The sequence below is a fragment of the Nocardioides caricicola genome (genome assembly GCF_039541135.1).
GTDB classification, from domain to species: domain Bacteria; phylum Actinomycetota; class Actinomycetes; order Propionibacteriales; family Nocardioidaceae; genus Nocardioides; species Nocardioides caricicola.
In genome coordinates, this window is record NZ_BAABFQ010000007.1 from 286,296 (window position 1) to 306,461 (window position 20,166).

16 protein-coding genes are annotated in these 20,166 nt (G+C 71.9%); 6 read left to right on the forward strand and 10 right to left on the reverse strand.

Annotated features, from left to right (window positions below):
* Positions 1–3: 3 nt before the first annotated feature.
* The 3 genes from ABD875_RS15405 to ABD875_RS15415 all read right to left on the reverse strand — a co-directional run bounded on the left by ABD875_RS15405 (position 4) and on the right by ABD875_RS15415 (position 4,078).
* Positions 4–1,110: an Rv3169 family protein gene (locus ABD875_RS15405; RefSeq protein WP_345179155.1), complete on the reverse strand. Its 1,107-nt coding sequence runs from the start codon at positions 1,108–1,110 to the stop codon at positions 4–6.
* Positions 1,107–2,243 carry a phosphotransferase family protein gene (locus ABD875_RS15410; RefSeq protein ID WP_345179158.1) on the reverse strand — a complete coding sequence of 379 codons (1,137 nt, stop codon included), beginning with the start codon at positions 2,241–2,243 and terminating at the stop codon, positions 1,107–1,109. Before ABD875_RS15410 ends, ABD875_RS15405 begins: the two co-directional genes overlap by 4 nt.
* 107 nt (positions 2,244–2,350) lie before the next feature.
* Positions 2,351–4,078: a glycerol-3-phosphate dehydrogenase/oxidase gene (locus tag ABD875_RS15415; RefSeq protein WP_345179162.1), complete on the reverse strand. Its 1,728-nt coding sequence runs from the start codon at positions 4,076–4,078 to the stop codon at positions 2,351–2,353.
* Positions 4,079–4,396: 318 nt separating this feature from the next.
* On the opposite strand from ABD875_RS15415, the gene ABD875_RS15420 reads away from it, so the two are divergent.
* The gene (locus ABD875_RS15420) at positions 4,397–5,296 is read left to right on the forward strand and encodes a CapA family protein (RefSeq protein ID WP_345179164.1); all 900 of its coding nucleotides are present in this window, start codon (positions 4,397–4,399) and stop codon (positions 5,294–5,296) included.
* Here the strand turns inward: ABD875_RS15420 and ABD875_RS15425 are convergent.
* Both ABD875_RS15425 and ABD875_RS15430 read right to left on the reverse strand, forming a co-directional pair.
* Complete coding sequence (locus ABD875_RS15425) at positions 5,256–6,206, reverse strand: LLM class flavin-dependent oxidoreductase (RefSeq protein ID WP_345179166.1); 951 nt, start codon at positions 6,204–6,206, stop codon at positions 5,256–5,258. The two genes, ABD875_RS15420 and ABD875_RS15425, sit on opposite strands and share 41 nt — an antisense overlap.
* Positions 6,203–7,318, reverse strand: a complete 1,116-nt coding sequence (locus ABD875_RS15430) for a zinc-dependent alcohol dehydrogenase family protein (RefSeq protein ID WP_345179168.1) — start codon at positions 7,316–7,318, stop codon at positions 6,203–6,205. Before ABD875_RS15430 ends, ABD875_RS15425 begins: the two co-directional genes overlap by 4 nt.
* A gap of 81 nt (positions 7,319–7,399) precedes the next feature.
* Here ABD875_RS15430 and ABD875_RS15435 point away from each other — a divergent pair, with 81 nt between their 5' ends.
* Positions 7,400–8,353: a GlxA family transcriptional regulator gene (locus ABD875_RS15435; RefSeq protein WP_345179171.1), complete on the forward strand. Its 954-nt coding sequence runs from the start codon at positions 7,400–7,402 to the stop codon at positions 8,351–8,353.
* Positions 8,354–8,418: 65 nt separating this feature from the next.
* On the opposite strand, the gene ABD875_RS15440 is transcribed toward ABD875_RS15435, so the two are convergent.
* The gene (locus tag ABD875_RS15440; protein WP_345179175.1) at positions 8,419–9,207 is read right to left on the reverse strand and encodes a carbon-nitrogen hydrolase family protein; all 789 of its coding nucleotides are present in this window, start codon (positions 9,205–9,207) and stop codon (positions 8,419–8,421) included.
* A 7-nt stretch (positions 9,208–9,214) separates the two neighbouring features.
* Positions 9,215–10,321 carry a GuaB3 family IMP dehydrogenase-related protein gene (locus tag ABD875_RS15445; RefSeq protein ID WP_345179178.1) on the reverse strand — a complete coding sequence of 369 codons (1,107 nt, stop codon included), beginning with the start codon at positions 10,319–10,321 and terminating at the stop codon, positions 9,215–9,217.
* Positions 10,322–10,405: 84 nt separating this feature from the next.
* Between ABD875_RS15445 and ABD875_RS15450 the strand changes: the two genes are divergently transcribed.
* Positions 10,406–12,475, forward strand: a complete 2,070-nt coding sequence (locus ABD875_RS15450; protein WP_345179183.1) for a hypothetical protein — start codon at positions 10,406–10,408, stop codon at positions 12,473–12,475.
* Here the strand turns inward: ABD875_RS15450 and guaB are convergent.
* Both guaB and ABD875_RS15460 read right to left on the reverse strand, forming a co-directional pair.
* Positions 12,472–13,974: an IMP dehydrogenase gene (guaB, locus tag ABD875_RS15455; protein WP_345179188.1), complete on the reverse strand. Its 1,503-nt coding sequence runs from the start codon at positions 13,972–13,974 to the stop codon at positions 12,472–12,474. The two genes, ABD875_RS15450 and guaB, sit on opposite strands and share 4 nt — an antisense overlap.
* 26 nt (positions 13,975–14,000) lie before the next feature.
* Positions 14,001–14,846 (reverse strand): GNAT family N-acetyltransferase, encoded by an 846-nt coding sequence (locus ABD875_RS15460; RefSeq protein ID WP_345179192.1) that lies wholly within the window; start codon positions 14,844–14,846, stop codon positions 14,001–14,003.
* Positions 14,847–14,916: 70 nt separating this feature from the next.
* Here ABD875_RS15460 and ABD875_RS15465 point away from each other — a divergent pair, with 70 nt between their 5' ends.
* The 3 genes from ABD875_RS15465 to ABD875_RS15475 are packed head-to-tail and all read left to right on the forward strand — an operon-like array spanning position 14,917 to position 18,273.
* Positions 14,917–16,392 carry a hypothetical protein gene (locus ABD875_RS15465; RefSeq protein ID WP_345179200.1) on the forward strand — a complete coding sequence of 492 codons (1,476 nt, stop codon included), beginning with the start codon at positions 14,917–14,919 and terminating at the stop codon, positions 16,390–16,392.
* A 16-nt stretch (positions 16,393–16,408) separates the two neighbouring features.
* Complete coding sequence (locus tag ABD875_RS15470) at positions 16,409–16,951, forward strand: SigE family RNA polymerase sigma factor (RefSeq protein WP_345179209.1); 543 nt, start codon at positions 16,409–16,411, stop codon at positions 16,949–16,951.
* On the forward strand, positions 16,948–18,273 hold the full coding sequence (locus ABD875_RS15475) for a hypothetical protein (protein ID WP_345179214.1): 1,326 nt from the start codon (positions 16,948–16,950) through the stop codon (positions 18,271–18,273). Before ABD875_RS15470 ends, ABD875_RS15475 begins: the two co-directional genes overlap by 4 nt.
* A 202-nt stretch (positions 18,274–18,475) precedes the next feature.
* Here ABD875_RS15475 and groL read toward each other — a convergent pair whose 3' ends face one another.
* Complete coding sequence (gene groL, locus ABD875_RS15480) at positions 18,476–20,104, reverse strand: chaperonin GroEL (protein ID WP_345179222.1); 1,629 nt, start codon at positions 20,102–20,104, stop codon at positions 18,476–18,478.
* Between the last annotated feature and the right edge of the window lie 62 nt (positions 20,105–20,166).

Genomic DNA, 20,166 nt, shown 5'->3' on the forward strand with positions numbered 1-20,166 from the left:
GAGCTAGGGAGCGAGGCTGAAGAAGTCGGTGAAGCCGGAGGGGTCGTGGCGCCCGATGCTGAAGTGCTCGAACAGGCCCCAGCCCTCGGCGCCGTCGGCGGTCGCGCGCCCGACGTGGTCGACGCAGCCGAACATGAAGCGGCCCTTCACGGCGTCGTCGTCCATGTCGTAGGTGACCCGCTCGGCGAAGTTCTCGCCCTTCCACGTGCCGTGGATCCAGTCCGGGTCGCCGCCGTACCCGCCGCCGACGTGCAGCGGTACGGCGAGCCGGGACTCGACCTCGAGCACCAACGGCTTGCCCTCGGGCGTCGTGCACCGGATGGTCGCGCCGGTCGGCGTGCGGGTGCCCGACGTGTAGTGGATGTCGACCAGCGGCCAACCGAGCTGCTCGACCCGGCCGTCCTTCCAGACCCGCGTGCAGTCGTTGAGCGTCCGGTGGCCGTTCGGGTCCTCCTGGATGATCAGGCAGACCGCGTAGTCCTCGAACTGCATCGGCACGTAGAGCCACCACATGCCCTCGAACGGCGGGTTGGCCGGCGCGCCCGGCGGCTCCGCCTCGCCCACGGGACGGATGCCCCACGAGCGGTCGCGGCTGCCGAGCCAGGTCGACGGGTCGACGGCGATCTCCTCACCGTCGACGGTGATCGTGCCGGTCCAGGTCCCGAGCTGGGCGAACCGCTGGGCGTCGAGCGTGACCCGGCTGCCGGAGCGCAGCACGTGCGGCAGCTCCTGGATGACGTCGCAGGTGCCGTCCCACGTCAGGTCCATCGCGATGCCGTCGGTCTCCTCCAGCACCAGCCGGATCCTGTGCAGCGGGTCCAGCACCTCGATCCGGTAGTTCCCGATGTGCGGGTTGAGCCGGTCCTGGTCCATCGCGTCCGACAGGTGCACCGCGGTCTGCTTCCCGTTGCGCGCCACCAGGACGAACGCGTCCTTCGTGCCGAGGTTCGGGTAGTAGCCGGCGCCGGTGATCACGAAGATGTCACCGGTGCGGTCGTGGGCGTTGAAGTACCAGCGGTCGTAGAAGTTGCGGTCGCTGCTGTTGGCGTACGCCAGTGGCAGCGGCGCCTGGTGCAGGGGGAACTCGTCGAGCCCCGTGATGTCACTCATGCGCCCACCTTCTGGAGGAGTCCCTCGATCAGGGGCTTGCAGTGGAAGAGGCTCTCGATGTCGTCCGGCTTCTCGATCTCGCCGAAGTGGATCTGCCGGGCGCCGGTGCGCATGAACACGATGCACCACTGGACGCCGTTGTAGACGTGGTACCACTGCAGGTCGCCGAGCGTGACGCCGGTGATGCGCTCGTACTCCGCCTTCATGTCGTCCTCGTGCATGAAGTGCGGCATGCCCGGCATCCCCATGACGCCGGTGATCGACTCGAAGACGCTGTGCGCGAAGGCCATCCACGAGACGTCGAGCTCGCGCGGCCCGATCGCGGCCATCTCCCAGTCGAGGACGGCGACCGGCTCGAAGTCGCGGTACATCATGTTGCCGATGCGGGAGTCGCCCCAGCACAGCACGGTCTCCTCGGTGGTCGGCAGGTTCGCCTCGAGCCAGGCCAGCGCCCGCTCGACGAGCGGCGACCGGCCGATGCCGTCGACGGCGTACTGGTACCACTCCTTGGTGCGCGCGAGGTTGCGCTCGAGCAGGGTGTCGCCGGCGTGGCCGTGGCGGGCCGGGTCGAGGAAGTCGAACGTCGAGGCGGCGTCCGGGATCGCGTGCAGGTCGGCGAGCACCTTCACGCTGTTGTCCTGGAGCCGGCGCTGGTCCTCGCGGCTGGCGTCGAACAGCCAGTTGTCGCCGAAGTTGTAGGGCAGCACGTCCTGCGGGACGATCCCGTCGACGCGGTCCATGAGGAAGAACGGCGTGCCGAGCACCTCGCCGGTCGGCTCCATCCAGCGCACGGTCGGCACCGGTACGCCGGTCCGCTCGGCCACGATCTTCATCGCGTCGTACTGGTCCTGGAGCTCGTAGTGCGCGAACACCGGCAGGTCCTCGGCCGCTGGGGCGACGCGGGCGACGTACTCACCGCGCCGGCGCGCGCCGCCCTCGGTCCAGTCGACGTCGAGGATGAGCGTCTCGGACGACATTCCGTTGGCGTCGACCCCGCTGTGCATGGTGACAACGGGGTCGGCGCCGTCGGGCAGCACCGTCGCCAGCCATCCGGCCAGTCGATCGGGAAGCGTCGAAGCGTCCCGGCTCGAACGCTGCATCTTGAGGTCGGCCGGCGGTGGTGCCTGGGTCACGTTCCCCTCCCAAAGGATCTGCTGTGACGTGGCTCTCAGCATGGGTGGAACGTGTTCTAGTTGTCAACGGTCATCCTGACGGCTGTCAAAAAGCGCCGCCCCGGGTCCTAGACGATGTCGGAGACGCTGACCCGCGCCTCGTCGGCCTCCTGGTCGGTCGCCTGGCGCTGGCTGCGCCGCTCGGCCTCGACCCGTCGCAGGTAGTGGTCGACCTCGTCGGCGGTGCGGGCTTCGTCCCAGCCGAGCTCGGCGGCCATCAGCGCGGCGGCGCCGGGCGCCGCCGCGACACCGCGGTCGAACGTCTCGATGGAGATCCGGGTGCGCCGCGTCAGCAGGTCGTCGAGGTGCCGGGCACCCTCATGGGTGACGGCGTAGACGACCTCCGCCGCCAGGTAGTCCTCCGCTCCCTCGAGGGGCAGCGCGAGCGAGCGCCGTTCGGTGACCAGCGCGAGCACCTCGTCGACCAGGCCGCCGTACCGTCCGAGCAGGTGGTCGATGCGCGCGACGTGGAGCCCGGAGCGGCGAGCGAGCAGCACCCGCTGGTTGGTGCGGGTCTCCCAGTCCGCCGCGCCGACCAGCGGCACCCGGTCGGTGATCGAGTCGCGGGTGGTGAGGTTCACGGTGGTCTTCAGCGAGTGGGCGGCGGCGTCGACCGCGTCCTTGCCCATCACCCGGTACGTCGTGAGCTTGCCGCCGGCGATCATCACCAGACCGGGGACCGGCGTCACGACGGTGTGCTCGCGCGAGATCCGCGACGTGGGCTCGGACTCGCCGGACAGCAGCGGGCGCAGCCCGGCGTACACGCCCTCGACGTCCTCGTGGTCCAGCGGCTCGCGGAGGATGGCGTTCAGGTGCCCGAGCACGTAGTCGATGTCCGCCCTCGACGCCGCAGGGTGCGCCTTGTCGAGGCTCCACGGGGTGTCGGTCGTCCCGATGATCCAGTGCCGGCCCCACGGGATCACGAACAGCACGGACTTCTCGGTGCGCACGATGAAGCCGGCCTCGGACCGGATCCGGTCGCGCGGCACCACGAGGTGGATGCCCTTGCTGGCCTGGACGTGCAGCGAGCCGCGGCCGCCCACCATCTCCTGGATCTCGTCGGTCCAGACGCCTGCGGCGTTGATGACGACCCGCGCGCGGACCTCGAGCTCACGCTGGGTCTCGAGGTCGATCGCGCGGACGCCGACCACCCGCTCGCCCTCGCGCAGGAAGCCGGTGACCCGGACCCGCGTCGCCACGTGCGCGCCGTGCGCGGCGGCGGTCCGGGCGATCGTCATGACCAGCCGGGCGTCGTCGACCTGGCAGTCGTAGTACTTGATGGCCCCGCTGATCGCCTCGGTCTTGAAGTCCGGCGCGATCCGCGCGACCTGGCGGCGGAACAGGTGCCGGTGCCGGGGCAGTCCCATCTCGGTCTTCCCGAGCATGGCCATGCCGTCGTAGAGCGCCAGCCCCGCGCCGACGTACGGGCGCTCCCAGCCGCGGTGGGTCAACGGGTAGAGGAACGGCACCGGCCGCACGAGGTGCGGCGCGATCCGGGTGAGCAGCAGCCCGCGCTCCTGGAGCGCCTCGCGCACCAGCCCGAAGTCGAGCATCTCCAGGTAGCGCAGGCCACCGTGGATGAGCTTGCTGCTGCGGCTGCTCGTGCCGCTGGCGAGGTCGCGCTGCTCGAGCAGGCCGGTGTTGAGACCGCGGGTGACGGCGTCGAGGGCGGTGCCGACCCCGACCACTCCCCCGCCGACCACGAGCACGTCGAGCTCCGGCTGGCCCGAGAGCCCCTGCATCGTGGCGAGGGCCTCGTCCCTCGCTTGCGGACTCAGCGCGCTGGAGGGGCTCATGTGTCCAGTCTCGCAAACCCGTGTTCACCGTTGTCCGCACGGCCGCCGGTCGCACCCGCTTGAATGGATTCGTGAAGAAGCTGGTCGCGCTGGCGGCACTGTTCGTCGTGGCCGCGACCGGTTGCACCGGGGCCGAGCCTGTCATCAGGGAGGCGGTCGCCGAGCAACCGCCGACCGCGGTCGCCGCCGGCCCGGACGCGCCGGAGCAGCCCGAGCAGCGGGAGCCGCGCACGGTCTCGCTGGTCATGGGCGGCGACCTGCTGTGGCACAACACCGTCTGGTACAGCGCCGCCGAGGACCACCAGCGCACCGGCGCAGGTGAGCGCTACGACTGGGACCCGATGTTCGCGGCGCTCGAGCCGACCATCGAGGACGCCGACCCTCGCGATCTGCCACCACGAGGTCCCGTTCGCCGGCGTCGGCGAGCGGCCCGAGTCGTACCCGGTCTTCGCCGCCCCACGCTCGATCGCGCCGTGGATCGCCAGCATGGGCTGGGACGCGTGCACCACCGCGTCCAACCACAGCTGGGACCAGGGCTTCGAGGGTGTGGTGACCACCGCCGACCTTTTGGATCGCCACGGCGTCGCGCACGTCGGCACGTTCCGTACGCCGGGCGAGCGGAAGCAGCCGGTCATCCTCACCACCGAGGCCGGGGTCGAGGTCGGGCTGGTGGCCGGCACGTACGGCCTCAACGGCTTCGTGATGCCGGAGGACCAGGAGTTCGCGGTCTCGATAGGGGACGCCGACAACCTGCTCGCCCAGGCCCGCGCCGCCCGTCGGGCCGGCGCCGACATCGTGGTCGTGCACGTGCACTGGGGCGACGAGTACGTCCACGAGCCGAACGCCGAGCAGGTCGCCCTGGCCGAGCAGCTGACCGCCTCGCCCGACGTCGACCTGGTGCTCGGCGAGCACGCGCACGTCGTCCAGCCGATCACCAAGGTGAACGGGAAGTGGGTCGTCTACGGCATGGGCAACCAGGTCGCGCAGAACGAGTCCACGCGCGTCGCCACCTACGAGGGCATCACGGTCGACTTCACGTTCACCGAACGCGCCGACGGCGGCTTCGAGGTCACCCGCGCGGCGTACGTCCCGACCCAGTGGAACCACTACTCCCCCGGCAACCCGATCCGGATCCGGCCCGCCTCCGGCGAGCGGCTGGCGTCGGTGCGCGAGGCGGTCAACCTGCTCGGTGGCAACCGCGGGCTGGTGGAGGACTGATCCGGGCCTCCCGAGTGTCGCGGCCATCGGGTTCGGCGGCCCGGGTCGGGTCGCGCGTGACATCGGCGGCAGCCTGTTCCACCACGTCCAACTGGGACTGCGCGGACGGTCCGCGTGGCCAGAGCAGCGCGATGGTGTCGATGCCGAGGGCCTGGTAGCGGCCCCAGCAGTCTCGCCATGACTCGACCGAGTCGAGCGGGCGCTCACTGCCCTGTCCGAGTACGACGATCTTCGTCAGGCTCCGCAGTGGTGCGCGGCTCCGCTCGCGCTCCTCCTCCAGCCGCATCACCTGGCGTCGTACGGCGTCCTCGGCGGTGCCGGAGGTCCCCGCCAGGTCCTGGGTGATCCAGAAGTCGGCGTGCGCTGCGACGAGGGTGGCACCGCGCGGGCCGGTGGCAGCCAGGGCGAGCTGCACCGCACGCGGTCGGCGTCCGCCGACGGCGACGTCGTGGGCGCTGAACCAGCGGCCGGTCCGCGTGACCGACGGCGTGCTGAGGAGCTCGTCCGCGAGCTCGACCCACTCCCGGAACCGCTCGGCGCGCTCTGCCGCCGACCAGGGACCGTCGCCCAAGGCGTCCGAGTCACGACCCGGTCCGCCCGCGCCGACCCCGAGGACGAACCGACCGTCGCTGACGGCATGCAGGGCGAGTGCCTGCTTGGACGCGGTGACGGGGTGGCGGAAGTTGGGTGAGGTCACCATCGTGCCCAGCCCGATCCTGGTCGTGCTGGCCGCGGCCGCGGCCAGCACTGCCCAGGCGTCGTGCCACACGGGTCGGCCTCCGAGCACGAGGTGGTCCCAGAGCCAGCCGCGATCCACACCCCACTGCTCGGCGAGCTGCCATTCCGCCCGCAACCGTGGCCACGACCGGTCCGGCCACATCACGACGTCGAGGCCCATGAGCCGGGTCACCGCTCCAGGCCGACGGGGGTGCCGCCGATGACGCTGTCGGCCGTCAGGACGATCTTGCCGAAGTGGTCGCCGTTCGCGAGCCTGCGGAGCGCGTCGCGGACGTCGGCCAGGGGCGCGATCGAGTCGATGACCGGTTTGATCGAGTGGGCGTCGATGAACCGGACCATGTCCCGGTACATCTCGGCGGAGCCTGTCTCGATGCCGTGGAGCTCGACGTTCTTGGTGACGAGCTCGTAGGTGTTCACGGGTGCGCTGAGTCCGGCGAGCAGTCCGATGAACGCGATCGAGCCTCCGATCCGTACCGCGCGGAGGGACTGGTTGAGGTTGACGCCTCCGACGGTCTCGACCACATGGTCGACACCTCGTCCACCGGTCCACCGCAGGACCTCCTCGGCCACGTCGGTCCTGCGGTAGTCGATGACCTGGTCGGCGCCGAGCTCCGCCAGCCGGGCGGCCTTGCCGGTGCTACCCGTGGTGATCGCGACCCGCCCGCCCAGGGCAGTCGCGAACCGCAGGGCGAACATCGCGACCCCACCCGTACCGTGCACGAGGACCCGATCTCCCTGGCCCACCCCGCACCTGACCGCGACGGCGTGCCATGCCGTCAGCGCCGCGACCGGCAGCGATGCCGCCTCGGCCACGTTCAGGCTGGAGGGCACGGCCTCGACGTGGTCCTCGTCCAGCACGAGGAAGTCGGCCAGGACACCCGCAGCGATCGGTCCCCCGACAGGCGAGTGGTACGTCTCCTGCGTCAGGGCGCCTGCACGCCAGTGCGGAAGAAACATCGGCGAGACCCGGTCCCCCACCGCGAACCGGGTGACCCCCTGACCGATGGCCACGATCGTGCCGGCCGCGTCCGAGATGGGCGTCACCGGCTGGAGGGGGCGCCACCCCTGCTCCCCGTTGATGACCAGGAGGTCGCGATAGTTCAGCGAGACGGCCTCGACCCGCATCAGGATCTGCCCCGGGCCGGGGTGCGGCGTCTCGACGGCGCGGACCTCGAGCCCGTCGATGCCGTCACCGGCGGTCAGCCAGGTGGACGACACGTCTGGCGGGGTGGGGACGCCGCTGCCGGTGCCGGCGGCGATGAGGGCGGTGGCCTGGTCTGTCATGGCTCCACGATCTGCGCCCGAGACCTCCCTCGCCAGTGGCGCTTACGACGACGTTCGCAAATATTGCGCCATACTCGGGTCGTGGCTCTCCACCGTGTCCGTGTCATCCTCCAGGCGCCGCTCGCGCCGTTCGAGCTCGGTGTCGTCCACGAGGTCTTCGGTGTGGATCGCACCGACGACGGCGTGCCGGCGTTCGACTACCAGGTCTGCGCCGAGGATCCCCTGGAGACGTTCGCGGTCAGCGGCGGCGTCGGCGTCACGTCCAGGTTCGATCTCACGTCGTGCGCCGACGCCGACCTGGTCGCGCTGCCCTCGGGGCCGATGCACACGCCACCGTCGCCCGCGGTCCTCTCGACGGTTCGCGCCGCGGCTGAACGTGGCGCCTACGTCATCGCCGTGTGCACCGCGGCGTTCACCGTCGCTGCGGCCGGCCTCGTCGACGGCAGGGCCTGCGCGACGCACTGGCGCTACGCCGACGCGCTGCGTGAGCGCTTCCCCGACGTCGACGTCGACGCCGACGCCCTCTACACCCAGTCCGGGAAGGTCGTCACCAGCGCAGGGACCGCGGCCGGGATCGACGCCTGCCTGCACGTGGTCCGTGCCGAGCTCGGTCACACCGTCGCCGGGCGGATCGCCCGCAGGATGGTCGTCGCTCCCCGTCGCGCGGGCGGACAGCGTCAGTTCCTCGAGCGTCCGCTGCTGCCAGCGACCAGTACCGGCCTCGCCCACCTGCTCGAGTGGCTGGACGACCGCCTCGCCGAGCAGCACACCGTGGCCTCGATCGCCCGGCGCGCCCAAGTCTCTCCACGCACCCTGCTGCGTCGTTTCCACGACGAGACGGGGGTGACCCCGATCGCCTGGCTGACCCTCAGGCGAGTGACGCTGGCCCAGGAGCTGCTCGAGCAGAGCACGCTCTCGGTCGAGGAGGTCGCGCGCCGCGTCGGTCTGGGCAGCGCGGCGCTGTTGCGCCACCACTTCCAGGCACAGGTCGGCGTCTCACCGACGCAGTACCGTCGTCAGTTCCGCAGCTCGTGAGCGTGCGCTGGCGGTCCTGGCGTCCCAGGTGCGACGCCATCGGGTCGGGCGGGGCCCGCACCGGGCTAGAGCCGCACCCGATCACCCAGCGAGGGCCGGTGGTCGGTGAACATCGTGTGCCGCGTGCGGGTCTGCTCGACCAGGGCGACGTCCAGCTCCGCGACCGCGAGGCCCTCCTCGGTGCCGAGCCTGGCGAGCGGCCGGCCCTCGGGGTCGTAGACGGCCGAGCCGCCGATGAACTCGTACGCGCCGCAGCGTCCGGTCAGCCCGGAGAACACGACGTACATGCCGTTCTCCAGCGCCCGCGCGGCGTAGTAGAGGTCGCGCCGGTCCGCGCCGCCGGGGAAGTACGCCGCCGAGCTCAGGTAGCCGACCGCGCCGTCGCGTGCAGCCGCCGCCGCGTGCTCGGGGAAGCAGCCGTCGTAGCAGATCGACAGGCCCAGCTCGAGGCCGTCCACCTCGATCGAGGTGCCGTGGTCGCCGACGGTGAAGACGTCCTTCTCGAGGCCGTCCAGGTGCTGCTTGTCGTACGGCGCGGTCGCGGTGCCGTCGGGCCGCACGACGATCTGCGAGAGCCGGCGCTCTCCGCCGCGGAGCAGGGCGACCCCGACCACGACGGTCACACCGCCGGCGACGGCGGCATCGCGGAGCGGGTCCAGCCAGGCGCCGAGGTCGTCGGCGTCCGGCAGCGGGCCCTCGAACGCGGCGGCGTCGTACCCCGTCAGGAACGCCTCGGGCAGGACGAGGAGGCGGACCCCGTCGTCGGCGGCGAGCGCGGTCAGCCGGGCCGCGGTGCGCACGTTCGCCGCGACGTCCCCGGAGACCGATGCCGCCTGGCCGGCCGCGACCTTCACGCGACCGTCACTCGGCGACGACCTCGACCCGCTGGAAGTCCTTGAGCTCGGTGTACCCGGTCGTCGCCATCGAGCGGCGCAGCGCACCGATGAGGTTCATGGTGCCGTCGGCGACGCGGGCCGGGCCGAAGAGGATCTCCTCGATGGTCCCGACGGTCTCGAACTGCACGCGCATGCCGCGCGGGAGCGTGTGGTGGTGGGCCTCGGAGCCCCAGTGGAACCCGCGGCCGGGGGCGTCGGTCGCCCGGGCGAACGGCGAGCCGACCATCACGGCGTCGGCGCCGCAGGCGATCGCCTTGGCGATGTCGCCGGACTTGCCGATCGAGCCGTCCGCGATCACGTGCACGTAGCGGCCGCCGGACTCGTCGAGGTAGTCGCGGCGGGCCGCGGCCACGTCGGCGACCGCGGAGGCCATCGGGACGGCGATGCCGAGGACGGTCCGCGTGGTGTGGGCTGCGCCGCCACCGAAGCCGACGAGGACGCCGGCCGCTCCGGTGCGCATCAGGTGCAGCGCCGCCTGGTGGGTCGCGCAGCCGCCGACGATCACCGGCACGTCCAGCTCGTAGATGAACTCCTTGAGGTTCAGCGGCTCCGCCTGCGAGGAGACGTGCTCGGCGGAGACGGTCGTCCCACGGATCACGAACATGTCCACGCCACCGTCGACGACGGCCTTCGCGAACTCCTTGGTGCGCTGCGGCGACAGCGACCCGGCGACGGTGACGCCCGACTCGCGGATCTCCCGCAGCCGCTCGGTGATCAGCTCGGCCTTCACCGGCTCGGTGTAGATCTCCTGGAGCCGGCGGGTGGCGTCGGCACCCTGGAGACCGGCGACCTCCTCGAGCAGGTCGGTCGGGTCCTCGTAGCGGGTCCAGATGCCCTCGAGGTTCAGCACGCCGAGACCGCCGAGGCGGCCGAGCGCGATCGCGCTCGCCGGCGACATCACGGAGTCCATCGGGGCGGCGAGCACCGGGAGCTCGAACCGGTAGGCGTCGATCTGCCAGGCGGTGCTGACCTCCTCCGGGTCGCGGGTGCGCCGCGAGGGCACGATCGCGATGTCGTCGAAGGAGTAGACGTGCCGGGCGCGCTTGGCGCGGCCGATCTCGATGTCGGTCACCGCACAACTCTATCGAGACGCCGCCGCGTCAATAGCCCAGGTGTGATCTGTCGGGACCAGCGACCGCTGCGCCACGATCGGGGGATGCGCCCGGTCACGCTGCTCGGAACCGTCGTCGGCACCCTGCTCGCCGCCCTCCTCGTCCCGGTCCCACCCGCGCACGCGGCCACGACCTACACCTGGCGCGGCACGCAGAGCACCGTGTGGGGCAACCCCAAGAACTGGGAGCCCGAGGGCATCCCGAAGAACGGCGACTCGGTCCAGCTGGCCTACGGGCCCCGGCCGACGATCACCGAGGTCCCCGACGTCCAGCTCGCGATGCTGACCGTCACCGGCTCCACCGACGGGCTGGTGTCGATGTCCGGCCCGGGCGAGGTGATCACCGGGAGCCTGCAGTGGAACGGCGGCGACATCAACACCGGCCTGGTCGTCTCCGCGCCACCGCTGGACCCGATGCCGTCCTACATCATGATGGGCCAGACGCCGATGAGGTTCGGCGGCGCCGAGAACCACAAGACGCTGACGGTCAACAGCACGCTCTCGCTGATGACCGGTCCGGCGGTCACCGACGATCCGTGGCTGACGTTCATGTTCGACGCGAACATGCGGATCGCCAGCACCGGCAAGCTGCTGCTGGATCCGGCGGCGCAGGTGCTCGGCAGCCGGTGCTGCAGCGGCGAGACCTCCACGATCATCGTGGACGGGACGCTCGAGGTCTTCTCCGTGATCGGCGCGACCGGCTACACCGCGCACCTCGAGGAGCTCGGCGTCGACCTCGCCGGCGACGTCGTCGTCCCGAAAGGCAACACGCTCAAGATCACCGGCGGCCCGATCCGGGTCGGCGGCCACGCCGTCAACGGCACCGTCGGTGACGCGTCCATCAAGGGCGGTGGCGTGGTGAACATCGAGGAGACCGACGGCGACGCGTTCGACCCCGAGCACCCGCTGCTGCCCGACGGGTCGGTGAAGTTCATCGAGGACGGCGAGAAGCTGACGCTCGCCGACGACACCGCCCTCCGACTCGGTCGGTACAGCGAGGTGTCCGGCGTCGGCAGCATCGAGGGCAAGGGCTCCGTCACGCTGGCGGGTACGACGCTCCTGGGCCGGCTGACGATCGCCGACGGCGTGTCGGCCACGACGGAGCCCGGGCCGCTGACCACCGTGCAGCGGACCGGGACGCTCCTCCCCGCCGGCGACCTGACGCTCGCGCCCGGATCGACGGTCCGGGTGATCGGTGGCGGTGGGCGGCTGAGCGTGCCGAAGGAGGCCACGCTCGAGGTCCCCGCCGGTGCCACGATCGACGCGGGCGGGTGCTGCACCGACAGCGGCCGGGTCACCGTCCAGAAGGGCGGGACGATGAAGATCGGCGCCGGCGACGGCGACCCCGCGGTGCTGCGCTGGATCGACCTGGGCGGTCAGGGCACGATCGAGCACGAGGGCTCGTCGGAGTGGGACCTGGCCGAGACGACGTTCGTCAGCGGTGCGCGGATCACCGGGGACGGCGCCATCACCGGCGACCTGCCCGCCGGCCCGGCCGAGCTCCGGCCGACCGGCGTGCTCACGGTCGACGGCGACCTCACCACCAACATGGCCGGCAGCTACCGGCCCGAGCTCGCGCTGCTGCGCAGCGAGCCCAAGGCGGCCGGACGGCTGGTCGTCACCGGCAACGCCGCCCTGTCGGGCACGCTCCGGCCGATCGGCGACACGACGTACCCCGCCGGACGACGGGTGGTCGTGCTGGAGGCCGGGAGCATCACCGGCGGCTACCGGTGCGCGGTCGCCGGCGGGATGCTCATGGACGCGACCGCCACGACCGTCGGCCTCCACGCGATCGAGGCGCGCGTGTCCGACTGCCTGCGCCCGGCGCCGAGGGGCGTGCTGTCGGCGACGTACGCCGGCACCAGGCGCGTCGACCTCGGCCTGCCGGACCCCGCGACGTCCGTGCTGCTCGAGGTCGAGGTCTCCGCCGCACCGAAGGGCGCGACGCTGAAGCTGTCCGCGGGCCGAGGCACGGTGACGCTCCAGGTGCCGAAGCGGCGCACGGTCACCCGGTGGCTCGAGGTGCCGGTAGCCACGCAGACGAGGCTGGTCGTCCAGCTCACCAAGCGGGCGAGGGTCACGCTCGACCAGGTGGGCTACGCCTTCTCGGGCTAGCGGCCGGAGTAGTTCGGCGCCTCGACGGTCATCTGTACGCCGTGCGGGTGGCTCTCCTGCAGCGACGCCTGGGTGATCCGGACGAACCGGCCCTTCTCCTGCAGCTCCGGGACGGTCCGCGCGCCGACGTAGAACATCGACTGCGTGAGACCGCCGATCAGCTGGTGCGCGACCGCCGCGAGCGGGCCGCGGTAGGCGACCTGGCCCTCGATGCCCTCGGGGACGATCTTGTCGTCGCTGGCGACCTCGGCCTGGAAGTACCGGTCCTTGGAGTAGGACTTCTTGCCGCGGCTCGACATCGCGCCCAGCGAGCCCATGCCGCGGTAGGACTTGAACTGCTTGCCGTTGACGAACACCAGCTCGCCCGGCGACTCCTCGCACCCGGCGAGCAGCGAGCCGACCATCACGGTGTCGGCGCCGGCGACCAGCGCCTTGGCGATCTCGCCGGAGTACTTCAGGCCGCCGTCCGCGATCACCGGCACGCCGGCCGGCTTGCAGGCCAGCGACGCCTCGTAGACCGCGGTGACCTGGGGTACGCCGACGCCGGTGACGACGCGCGTGGTGCAGATCGAGCCCGGGCCGACGCCGACCTTGACGGCGTCCACGCCCGCGTCGACGAACGCCTGCGCGCCCTCCTGGGTCGCGACGTTGCCCCCGACGACCTGGACGTGCTTGGTGGCCGGGTCGGTCTTGAGCCGCTGGACCATGTCGAGCAGCATCCGGACGTTGCCGTGGGCGGTGTCGGCGACGAGCACGTCGACGCCGGCCTCGATGAGGGTGGTCGCGCGCTGCCAGGCGTCGCCGAAGTAGCCGATCGCCGCCCCGACCATCAGCCGGCCCGCGTCGTCGTACGACGCGTTGGGGAACTGCTCACCCTTGACGAAGTCCTTGACGGTGATGAGCCCGGCGAGGTGGCCCTGGCCGTCGACCAGCGGCAGCCGCTCGCGCTTGTGCTTGCGCAGCAGCGCGGTGGCGTCCTCGCGGCTGATGTCGGCGGCGCCGGTGATCAGCGGCATCGGCGTCATCACCTCGTCGACCTTGGTGGTCGCCCACTCCGCGACCGGGGTGAAGCGCAGGTCGCGGTTGGTGATCATGCCGAGCAGCCGGTTCTCGGCGTCCACGACGGGGAAGCCCGAGACGCGGTACTCGCCGGCGAGCTGGTCGAGCTGCTCCAGCGTCGCGTCGGGGCCGATGGTGACGGGGTTGGAGATGATCCCGGTCTGGGTCCGCTTCACGAGGTCGACCTGGTAGGCCTGGTCCTCGATCGAGAGGTTGCGGTGCAGCACGCCCAGGCCGCCCTGGCGGGCCATCGCGATCGCCATCCGCGACTCGGTCACGGTGTCCATCGCGGCGCTGACCAGCGGCACGTTGAGCGTGATCTCCCGGGTCAGGCGGGTGCGCATGTCGATGTCCGTGGGCGCGAGGTCGGAGTGACCCGGCAGCAGGAGGACGTCGTCGTAGGTCAGGCCCAGGGCTGCGAACTTCTCGGGAACCTCCATCCCCCAATCCTACGGGGCGACGGGGCTCACACCTGCAGCGGCTTCAGGTCGCGAACGCCGATCCGCACGGTGAGCGTGCTGCCGGCCATCCGGATCCGACCGCGCAGGCCGGCGGCCATCACCATCGGCAGCACCGCCTGGTTGTCCGCGCGCGTGGTGAGCACGATCTCCTCGATGCCCCGGGAGTTCGCGAGGCGGGCCGCGTCGACCAGCAGCCGGGTGCCGATCCCGCGGCGCTGCCAGGCGGCGTCGACGCGCAGCGTCACCTCGCCGTCGAGGGCGACGGTGGCGAGCCCGACGGCGGCGCCGTTGACCAGCGCGGAGACCATCGCGCCGCTGACGACGTACTCCGGCGCGACGCCGCCGCCCATCCGGCGGTCCGGGGTGGGCGTCGCGTGGTCCCGGGCGAGGACGTCCGAGACCAGGTCGGCCAGCGCCGTCCCGCGGGCGTGCTCGGTCGCGGTGAACGGCGCGCCCCGGCTGACCTGCACCTGGACCTCGCCGACCATCAGGCTCATCACGTCCTGCTCGTCCGCGGCCCCGGCCTCGGCGTCGAAGAGCCGGGCGGCGACCTCGGGGAACGACGCGGGGCTGGTGAGCATCGCGCGCGCCGCCTGCACGTAGCGGGTCGGCTGGTCGAGGAGCGCGGCCTCGGTGCACGGGGCCGCACTGATCGGCTGGCCCACCAGCGTCGCGACCTCGGCCTCGGTCCAGTCGTCCGGCGTGCTGAGCACGAGCTCGTCGGTCACCGCCTCGACGCCGGGGAAGATCTGCAGCCCCAGGATGTTGACGCCGGCCTCACCGCACGCGGTCGCCAGCGCGGCCAGCGCACCGGGTCGGTCGGGCAACGTCGTACGCACTCTCCACAACATGGCGTCAGCGTGGACCAGCCACGTTGCGCCGTTGCGTCCCCGTTGTTTCCGGCGCTTTACGCTGGCGCCCGTGACGTTCCTGCGCCGGTATCCCGTGGCCGTCGCGGTGGTCGTCACGATCCTCGCGCGGCTGCCCGCGCTGACCCGGCCGGTGCGCGCGGACGAGGCGGGGTTCCTTTTGGTCGCCTCCGCCTGGGACCCACGGCCCGACAGCCTGTTCGGCCCGTACTGGGTGGACCGCCCGCCGCTGCTCGTCGCCGTCTTCGGCGCCGTCGACGCGCTCGGCGGCGTGACCACGCTGCGCCTCCTCGGCGCGCTGGTGGCCGGGCTCGCGGTGCTGCTCGCGGCCGGGTTGGCCGGCACGCTCAGCGGCCCGCGGGCGACGACGTGGACCGCGGTCCTCACCGCCGCGCTGCTCGCGAACCCGATGATCGACGTCGTCGCGGTCAAGGGCGAGCTGCTGGCGCTGCCGTTCGTGCTGGGCAGCATGCTGCTGACGCTCCTCGCCGTACGCCGCCGCTCCTGGCCGCTGGCGCTGGCCGCGGGCGCTGCCGCCTCCCTCGCGATCGGTCTCAAGCAGAACCTGGCGACGGGGCTGGTCTTCGCGGGCGTGCTGCTGCTCGTCTCCTGGCTGACCGGGCGGCTGCCCGGACGCAGCGCGGCGCTGCTCGCCGCCGCCGGTCTCGCCGGCGCCGCCGTCCCGGTGCTCGCGACGATCGGCTGGGCGGACGCGGCCGGGGTCCGCCTCGACACGCTGTGGGACACCGTCTACGGGTTCCGCGCGGCCGCCGCCTCGGTGATCGCCGACGGTGCGGCCGGCGCACCGGTGCGCCGCGCCTGGATCCTGCTCGCGATCGCGGTCGGCACCGGGCTGCTCGCGGTGCTCGGCGGGCTGGTCGCGCACCTGCGCCGCCTGTGGCGCGAGGACCCACCGGTCACGGCAGCCGCGCTCGCGGTCGTGCTGGTCGACGTGGCCGCGCTGGTCGCGGGCGGCAGCTTCTGGCAGGACTACCTGATCCCGCTGGTGCCGGCCGCTGCCCTCTGCACCGCCCTGGTCGCGGGCCGGGCGGACCGCCCGGGCCGGACCATGCGCGCGATCGTGCTCGCCTCGGTCGCGTCGGCGTGCGCCGCCATGGTGTTCTGGCTGGCGTGGAACGCCACCGGTCAGCAGGAGTTCGACGAGGTGAACACGGGCCGGGCGATCGCCGGGGCCGCCGAGCCCGGCGACACGCTCGTGGTGTTCGGGGGCCGCGCCGACCTGCAGCACGAGAGCGAGATGACCTCGCCGTACCCGTACCTGTGGAGCCTGCCGATGCGCACGCGCGACCCCGGGTACGCCGACCTGAGCGCGCTGCTCTCCGGGCCCGACGCGCCCACGTGGCTGGTCGAGTGGGTCGCCTTCGACGCCTGGTCCGACGACGGCGTCGCCGAGCTGGAGGCGGTCGTCGCGGAGCGCTACGTCGCGCACGGCACGACGTGCAACGGCCAGCCGGTCTACCTGCTGCGCGACCTGGAGAGGGCGCCCGTGCAACCGAACTGCGACTGACCTCGTTTCTCCAGACATGAGACGGGACTCAGGCGCAGACGCCGCCTTCACGGAGTTCGCCGCCGCCAGCCGGAGCCGGCTGCGGAACACGGCGTACCTGCTGTGCGGCGACTGGGAACGCGCCGCCGACCATGTCCAGGAAGGCCTGATCCGGGTGTACGTCGCCTGGCCGCGGCTGGTGCGCCACGGCGGCGAGCTGGCCTACGCCCGCAAGGCCGTGGTCAGCGCGTTCCTGGACTCCAGCCGCAAGCGGTCGAGCTCGGAGCGGCCGACGTCCGAGCAGCCCGACCGGGCCAGCGGCGAGGACGTCGCCAGCGCGGTCGCCGACCGGGCGGCCCTGATGGCGGCGCTCGCCCGGCTGCCCCAGCGGCAGCGCGCGTGCGTCGTGCTGCGGTACTTCGAGGAGCTCGACGTCCGCGAGACCGCGACCGCGCTGCGCTGCAGCGAAGGCACCGTCAAGAGCCAGACCTCGCGTGCGCTCGCATCCCTGCGCGCCATGTTCGAGGACGCGTCCCGCGACGAGCTCGTCGTGGCCGGAGAGAGGAACCTGCCGTGGTGAACGACCTGAAGGACCTGATGCGACAGAACGTCGCCGCTCCCCCGCCCGACCACCTCGACCTGGACTCCCTGGTCGACGCCGGACGTCGCCGCGTGCGCACCCGGCGGGTCCGCACGGGCGTGGGCGCCGTCGCCGCGGTCGGGGTGATCGCCGTCGGCGGCTCGCTGCTGCCGAGCGGCACGCCGCCTGAGCAGGCAGCCGCGCGGCCGCGACCGGAGGCGCCCACGATCACCCTGGCCGACGCCACCGCGGCAGTCGAGGGACGCGACTACCGCCAGCTGGCGTCCCAGACGAACGACGACCTGGACAACGACAACGGCCAGTACCTCGACGGGGTCACCGACGACGGCCAGATCCTGTTCCGCGACGGGCCTCGGGCGGAGCAGTGGCGCCCGAGGTTCGCCCTGATGGACCCCGCGACCGGCGACAAGGACTGGCTCCCCGCGCTCGAAGGCGTCGGCCAGGACCAGACCTGGCCGGCCGAGCTGAGCGCGGACCGGCTGGTGCTGCTCTCGCTGCGCAACGGTCTCGCCGGCGAGCTGCGGGCGCACGTCTTCGACCGCGCCGCCGGCGAGTGGAGCACGCTGACGTGGCCCGGGCTCCCGCAGGTCGACTTCCCGCGGGCGATCGCCGGGCCGGACGACCGGCTCTACGTCCGCGTCGTCGCGACCCAGGGTCAGCCCCCGGAGGGCGGCTGGCCGACCGGCCCGGACGGCGAGGCGGACGACGCCGACTTCGAGGGCGACACCTACCACCTCTGGTCGGTCTCGCTCACCGACACCGCGGACGTGCGTGACGAGGGCCTGGTCGTCGGCGACGTCGCCTTCACCGACACGGCGATGGTGTGGACCGACCGGACCGGCGACGCCGGGATGATGCACGTCCGCGACTTCGCCACCGGCGAGGAGTCCTCCTTCGACCCCGAGGTCGACGACCGGTGCAACCTGCTGAGCTTCGGCGCCTCCGGCGACCGGATCGTGATGGGCGAGTACTGCGGCACCTACGCGTCGGGTCGTGACGACCGGCTGCAGATCGTCAGCACCGACGGCGAGCAGGTGGTGACCCTGCAGGACGACGGCATCAGCGGCTGGCTCCCGCCCGGGAGCGACGTCGTCAACATCGACCTGATGGGCGCACCGGGCGACGACCGGACCGGAACCTACGTCTACGACCTCGAGTCCGGCCGGTTCCTGCGGATCAGCGACGCGATGTCGTCCTGGGGCCTGGGCGGCGCCACCGGCCAGCCCGGCCAGTTCACCTGGCACACCCCGGTGAACCAGGGCAAGGGCTCCACCCAGTACGTCGGCGAGCTGCTGGACTGACGCGGCTGGACTGACGCGGCTGGAGCTGGCCGCTGCAGCTTCACCATGGTCCGTGGGTGAACCTGCACTTCCCATGGCGTGCACACCGTGGGAAGTGCAGGTTCGACTGCATCACATGGTGAAGCTGCGACAGCTGGAACGACCAGACACGGCGAAGGCCCCCACCCGGAGCGGGTGGGGGCCTTCGCGTTGCTCAGGTCGATCAGTGGCCGTGGCCGTGACCGTGGCCGTGGCCAGCGGCCGGCGCGGCCTCTTCCTCTTCGGGCTTCTCGACGACCAGGGTCTCGGTCGTGAGCAGCATGCCCGCGATCGAGGTGGCGTTGATCAGCGCGGAGCGGGTCACCTTCACCGGGTCGAGCACGCCCTGGGCGACCAGGTCGCCGTACTCGCCGGTGGCGGCGTTGTAGCCGTTGCCCACGCCGAGCTCGCGCACCTTGGTGGTGACGACGTAGCCGTTCTCACCGCCGTTCTCGGCGATCCAGCGCAGCGGCTCGTCGGCGGACTTGCGCACGATGCGTACGCCGACCGCCTCGTCGCCGGTCAGGCCGAGGTCGTCGGACAGCACCGAGACCGCGTGGATGAGCGCGGAGCCACCGCCGGGGACGATGCCCTCCTCGATCGCGGCGCGCGTCGCGGAGACGGCGTCCTCGATGCGGTGCTTCTTCTCCTTGAGCTCCACCTCGGTGTGCGCGCCGACCTTGATGACGCACACGCCGCCGGCCAGCTTCGCGAGGCGCTCCTGGAGCTTCTCGCGGTCCCAGTCGGAGTCGGTGGACTCGATCTCGCCCTTGATCTGGTTGACGCGGCCCTCGACGTCCTTCGGGTCGCCGGCGCCGTCGACGATCGTGGTGTCGTCCTTGGTGATGACGACGCGACGCGCCTGGCCGAGCACCTCGAGGCCGACCTGGTCGAGCTTGAGGCCGACCTCCGGGGCGATGACCTGACCGCCGGTCAGGGTCGCGATGTCCTGCATCATCGCCTTGCGGCGGTCACCGAACGCCGGGCTCTTCACCGCGACGGCGTTGAACGTGCCGCGGATCTTGTTGACGACCAGGGTCGAGAGCGCCTCGCCCTCGACGTCCTCGGCGAGGATGAACAGCGGCTTGCCGGTCGAGATGACCTTCTCCAGCAGCGGGAGCAGCTCGGCGACGGCCGAGATCTTGCCCTGGTGCAGCAGGATGTACGGGTCGTCGAGGACGGCCTCCATCCGCTCGGGGTCGGTCACGAAGTACTGCGACAGGTAGCCCTTGTCGAACTGCATGCCCTCGGTGAAGTCGAGCTCGGTGCCCATGGTGTTGGACTCCTCGACGGTGATGACACCGTCCTTGCCGACCTTGTCGAACGCCTGCGAGAGCAGGTCGCCGATGTGGCTGTCGCGGCTCGAGATCGTGGCGACCGACGCCATGTCCTCGACCGACTCGACCTCGCGGGCGGCCTCCTTGAGCGCGTCGCCGACGGCCTCGGCCGCGGCGTCCATGCCCCGCTTGAGGCCCATCGGGTTCGCGCCGGCGGCGACCGCGCGCAGACCCTCGTGGACCATCGCCTGGGCGAGCACGGTGGCGGTGGTGGTGCCGTCACCGGCGATGTCGTTGGTCTTGGTGGCGACTTCCTTGGTCAGCTGCGCACCGAGGTTCTCGAACGGGTCGTCGAGCTCGATCTCACGCGCGACGGTGACACCGTCGTTGGTGATGGTCGGCGCGCCCCACTTCTTGTCGAGGACGACGTAGCGGCCCTTCGGACCGAGCGTGACCTTGACGGCGTTGGCGAGGGCGTCGACGCCACGCTCGAGCGCGCGGCGGGCGTTCTCGTCGAACTCCAGGATCTTCGGCATGACTCTCCTCTAGAGAAAAAGATCGGGTCGTCCGCCTCGGGGCGTGCCAGAGGCAGCCGAGA

Bases quoted from the DNA above. Each gene is read 5' to 3' on its own strand.
- ABD875_RS15405 (WP_345179155.1), bottom strand. From the start codon at position 1,110: ATGAGTGACATCACGGGGCTCGACGAGTTCCCCCTGCACCAGGCGCCG.
- ABD875_RS15415 (WP_345179162.1), bottom strand. From the start codon at position 4,078: ATGAGCCCCTCCAGCGCGCTGAGTCCGCAAGCGAGGGACGAGGCCCTC.
- ABD875_RS15430 (WP_345179168.1), bottom strand. From the start codon at position 7,318: ATGACAGACCAGGCCACCGCCCTCATCGCCGCCGGCACCGGCAGCGGC.
- ABD875_RS15450 (WP_345179183.1), top strand. From the start codon at position 10,406: ATGCGCCCGGTCACGCTGCTCGGAACCGTCGTCGGCACCCTGCTCGCC.
- guaB (WP_345179188.1), bottom strand. From the start codon at position 13,974: ATGGAGGTTCCCGAGAAGTTCGCAGCCCTGGGCCTGACCTACGACGAC.
- ABD875_RS15460 (WP_345179192.1), bottom strand. From the start codon at position 14,846: ATGTTGTGGAGAGTGCGTACGACGTTGCCCGACCGACCCGGTGCGCTG.
- ABD875_RS15470 (WP_345179209.1), top strand. From the start codon at position 16,409: ATGAGACGGGACTCAGGCGCAGACGCCGCCTTCACGGAGTTCGCCGCC.
- groL (WP_345179222.1), bottom strand. From the start codon at position 20,104: ATGCCGAAGATCCTGGAGTTCGACGAGAACGCCCGCCGCGCGCTCGAG.